The organism is Kocuria sp. (assembly GCF_030536815.1).
In the GTDB taxonomy this organism is placed as follows: domain Bacteria; phylum Actinomycetota; class Actinomycetes; order Actinomycetales; family Micrococcaceae; genus Kocuria; species Kocuria gwangalliensis.
Genome location: NZ_JAUNPE010000189.1, coordinates 1 through 3667 on the forward strand (window position 1 = coordinate 1; position 3667 = coordinate 3667).

A 3667-nucleotide genomic window follows, 5' to 3' on the forward strand; every position below is an offset into this window, starting at 1 on the left:
GCATTTGGAGAGCTAACAATCGGCTGTCGCCGAGAGCACGGCCTCCGAGCACACGAGTTCGAACCGCGATTGTCCGTTCCGCAGATCGGCATCCACCAGGCGCACCCGGATCTCCTGCCCGAACGGTAGATCCACGCCCCTGATGCCCGCCTCCACGGCCGGATTCCCGATAATGAAGCGACCCTTCTCCCCGGTTTCATCCACTTCGACCACGGTGCCCGTAAATTCCTTGCCCACATGCGGGGACAACATGAACGTCTCCACCATGTTCACGATGCCGCGTTCATAGGCCGATGCCTTGCGGTTGGATGATTCCATTTCCCTGGGCAACTGGGCCAATGCGGTGGCCACCCATTCGGGGACCGGTTCCCCCGCACACACGGCAAGGCAGACTTCGCCCGCGTAGCGGTCCACCAGCCGCCGCAGAGGAGCCGTCACATGCGCGTAATGGGTGGCCAGGGCCGCGTGCTGCGCATTGTCCGGCCGTTGCCCGTTGAACGCCAGGTATCCCGCCCCGCGGAACAACAGTGTGCACGAGTACAGCATGGCCGCGTGATCCGGGCGTTGCGGGTCCAGGGTGCGCACGAATTCGGGGTAGTCCATGTCGGGCGGCCAGTCGATCCGCAGCGCCTTGGCGGTCTCACGAAGTTTGCGCAACGAGGCGGCGTCGGCGGGGGGCAGGGTCCGCAGCAGACCCACCCGGGCATCGAGCATGATGCCGGCGGCGGCCATTCCCGTAAGCAGTGAGATCTGCGCGTTCCACCCCTCGATCGGGAGCGCGGAACGATGCACAATGTGCCATTCCCCGTTGGACGTCTCGACCTCCTGCTCGGGAATTTGCAGGCTCACACCGCCGCGTTCGTGCTCGATGTGTTCGCGCAGCAATCCCACGGTCTTGAGCAGCTGCAGTGGTTCCGAGGCGGTACCGCGGTCGAGGGCGTCCTGCACTTCCCGGTAGGTGTATTGGGCGCGGCTGCGGACCAGGGCCCTCCGGACAGTGCGAGCCGTCTGGTGCCCCTTCTCATCCAGAGTAATTCGCCAGAGCACGGCGGGGCGGGTCTCGTTCTCGAGCAAACTCGCGGCATCCTCGGAGAGCTCCGGAGGGTGCAGCGGAGTGCGTTTGTGCGGACCGTACAGGGTCTGGCCGCGGATGTGGGCCTCCAGGTCGAGAGGGTCCCCGGGGCTCACGAACGCGGCGACATCGGCAATGGCGTACCAGACGATGTATCCGGACCCTGATGTCTCGATGAACACCGCTTGATCCAGATCCCGGGAGCCCTCCGGGTCGATGGTCACGAATTCCAGATCGGTACGGTCCAGCTCGGGAAGGCGAGGATACCGCGCGGCGTGCAGGGCGGCGTCGTGCACCTCGACCGAGAAGTCCTCGGGAATGGTCAAATCCTCGCGGAGCTTTTCCAAACCCTCGACGAGCGGCTTGGGCACGGCCTGGACCTGGTGGGGACGGATGGGCATGCTGTCTCCTCACGTCAAGGTCCGCGAGCGCGGGCGCATTGGTCTAGATTGTGCCCCACTCGGGGATCAATTGGGCACCCTCCACGGGCCCCGTGGTCGAAAACGCGTGCCGGTGCTCGCGGCGCAAGCCGTCGACCAGGTTGTCCGCATCCTGTGCGGATCTGGCCAGGAAACACACCGTGGGCCCCGATCCGGAAACCCACCCGGCGAGCGCGCCGAGGTCCACGCCGTGGTTGAGCAGCGCGGCCAGTTCGGGGAGCAGCTCGATGGCGGGCGGCTGCAGATCATTACGGACCCACGTGGCCACCCCCGCGGCATCACCCACGGCGGCAGCCGTCACGAGCGTCCGATTCAACGGGTCCGGGGCCTGGGCGCTTCCCTGGTCCACAGTGGCCCGATGCGCACGGTCCCATTGCCGGAAGACCGCCGGGGTCGACAGCCCCTGATCCTGGGGGACGAACACCACATGAAGTTGGTTCCCGGTCTCCACGGTGCGGAGGTCGTTGCCCCTGCCCCGGCCTTCGGCCAGACCACCGAGGACCATGAAGGGAACATCTGCACCGAGCTCGGACCCGATGCCCATGAGCCGCTCACGGCCCAACCGGGGCCGATCAAGGTGCCGGGCGAGCAACGCGTCCACGGCCACGAGTGCGGCGGCGGCATCCGCAGACCCTCCACCCATGCCACCGGCCACGGGAACGGCCTTGTCGATCCGCAGCTCGATCCCCGGATTGCACTCGTAAGCCGCGCACACGGCGAGCGCGGCACGCACCGCGAGGTTCGACGAGTCCAGGGGAATGTCCGACAGCCTCGCCGCACCGGATTGGATCATTTCCGCGTACTCGCTACCCGGTGCCGGGGACACGGACACCAGCACTCCGCTGCCACGCCGGGTCACGTGGGAGTTGATCGAGGCCGTCACCGTTTCGTGGACGTCCACGGCGATGAACAAGGTTTCCAACGGGTGGAACCCGTCGGGCCCGGGGTCACCCACGTGCAGCGCCAGGTTCGTCTTGGCGGGGGCCGAGGCTGCGGCCCACAATCCGGCGGGGCTCATTCGTGGTGCTCCGTGGCCGGTTCCGCCTGCGTCTCCCGGGTGGCCGGCGATTGCTGTTCTGCCTGCGGTTGCGTTGGCGGATCCGGGACCGTTGCCGCGGCCCGCGCGATCCGCGCGAAGGCCTTGACATCAAGTTTTTCACCGCGCTCGCCGGGTTCGATACCGGCAGCGCGCAGGATCTGTTCCGCCCGCGCACCGGATCCGGCCCAGCCGCTCAGCGCCGCACGCAGGGTTTTGCGCCGCTGGGCGAAGGCAGCGTCGATCACGGCGAAAACTTCCTTGCGCAGCGTCTCATCGGCCGGCGGGTCACGACGTTCGAACCGCACCAGCCCGGACGCGATCTTGGGCGCCGGCCAAAACACGTTCTTGCCGATCACACCGGCCTTGGACACCTCCGCATACCAGTTCGCCTTGACCGACGGCACACCGTACACCCTCGATCCCGGCCCCGCGGCGAGGCGATCGGCGACCTCATCCTGCACCATGACCAGTCCGTGGCGCACGGTGGGGAACGTTTCCAGGATGTGCAGGAGCACCGGCACGGCCACGTTGTACGGCAGGTTGGCCACGAGCGCCGTCGGCGGGGTGGCGCCGGGCAGGTCGGTGACGCGAGCGGCGTCGTGCTGCACCACGGTCAAGCGAGACGCGGCCTCCGGATAAAACCGCTCAACCGTTTCCGGAAGCTGCGCCACGAGCGGCGGGTCGATCTCCACCGCCGTCACCGCCGACGACGCCGCCAGCAGACCCAGCGTCAACGACCCCAGGCCGGGCCCCACCTCCAGGACATGTTCGTCCGAGGTGAGGTGCGCCGTGGCCACGATCCGCCGAATGGTGTTCGGATCGATCACGAAGTTCTGACCGAGCGTCTTGGTGGGGCGAATGCCCGCACGCTCGGCCAGTTCTCGAATTTCTGCGGGGCCCAGGAGCGGGCCGTCAAGGCTCTGGTCGGTCACCGGTTCATCCTACGTTGCTCGGGTGGGATGCCTCCCGGAGAGGGATCTCGCGGGTGGGGCTGACATTTCGGGCAGAGCTTCGAGGGGTTGTGGCGGCTGCGAACATTTGGGGCAGAGATACGTAGCTGTGCGCAGGGTGTCAACCTGTGGTGAGTCAGGTTGGAAGGTTGATGCCGACTAGCTT

General features: G+C 66.9%; 3 protein-coding genes. All 3 read right to left on the reverse strand.

All coding sequences use genetic code 11. The features are described 5' to 3' along the window. Positions 1-12 precede the first annotated feature (12 nt). Genes Q4E95_RS11830 through rsmA form a run of 3 tightly spaced genes read right to left on the reverse strand, consistent with a single transcriptional unit; the run spans position 13 to position 3483 of the window. Complete coding sequence (locus Q4E95_RS11830; protein ID WP_303383494.1) at positions 13-1473, reverse strand: RNB domain-containing ribonuclease; 1461 nt, start codon at positions 1471-1473, stop codon at positions 13-15. Between the two features lie 43 nt (positions 1474-1516). Then, the gene (locus Q4E95_RS11835; protein WP_303383495.1) at positions 1517-2530 is read right to left on the reverse strand and encodes a 4-(cytidine 5'-diphospho)-2-C-methyl-D-erythritol kinase; all 1014 of its coding nucleotides are present in this window, start codon (positions 2528-2530) and stop codon (positions 1517-1519) included. Next, positions 2527-3483, reverse strand: a complete 957-nt coding sequence (gene rsmA, locus Q4E95_RS11840; protein WP_303383496.1) for a 16S rRNA (adenine(1518)-N(6)/adenine(1519)-N(6))-dimethyltransferase RsmA — start codon at positions 3481-3483, stop codon at positions 2527-2529. The genes Q4E95_RS11835 and rsmA overlap by 4 nt, the downstream gene beginning before the upstream one ends. Positions 3484-3667 lie beyond the last annotated feature (184 nt).

Coding starts and splice junctions, on each gene's coding strand:
- Q4E95_RS11830 (WP_303383494.1), bottom strand. CDS start 1,473: ATGCCCATCCGTCCCCACCAGGTCCAGGCCGTGCCCAAGCCGCTCGTC.
- Q4E95_RS11835 (WP_303383495.1), bottom strand. CDS start 2,530: ATGAGCCCCGCCGGATTGTGGGCCGCAGCCTCGGCCCCCGCCAAGACG.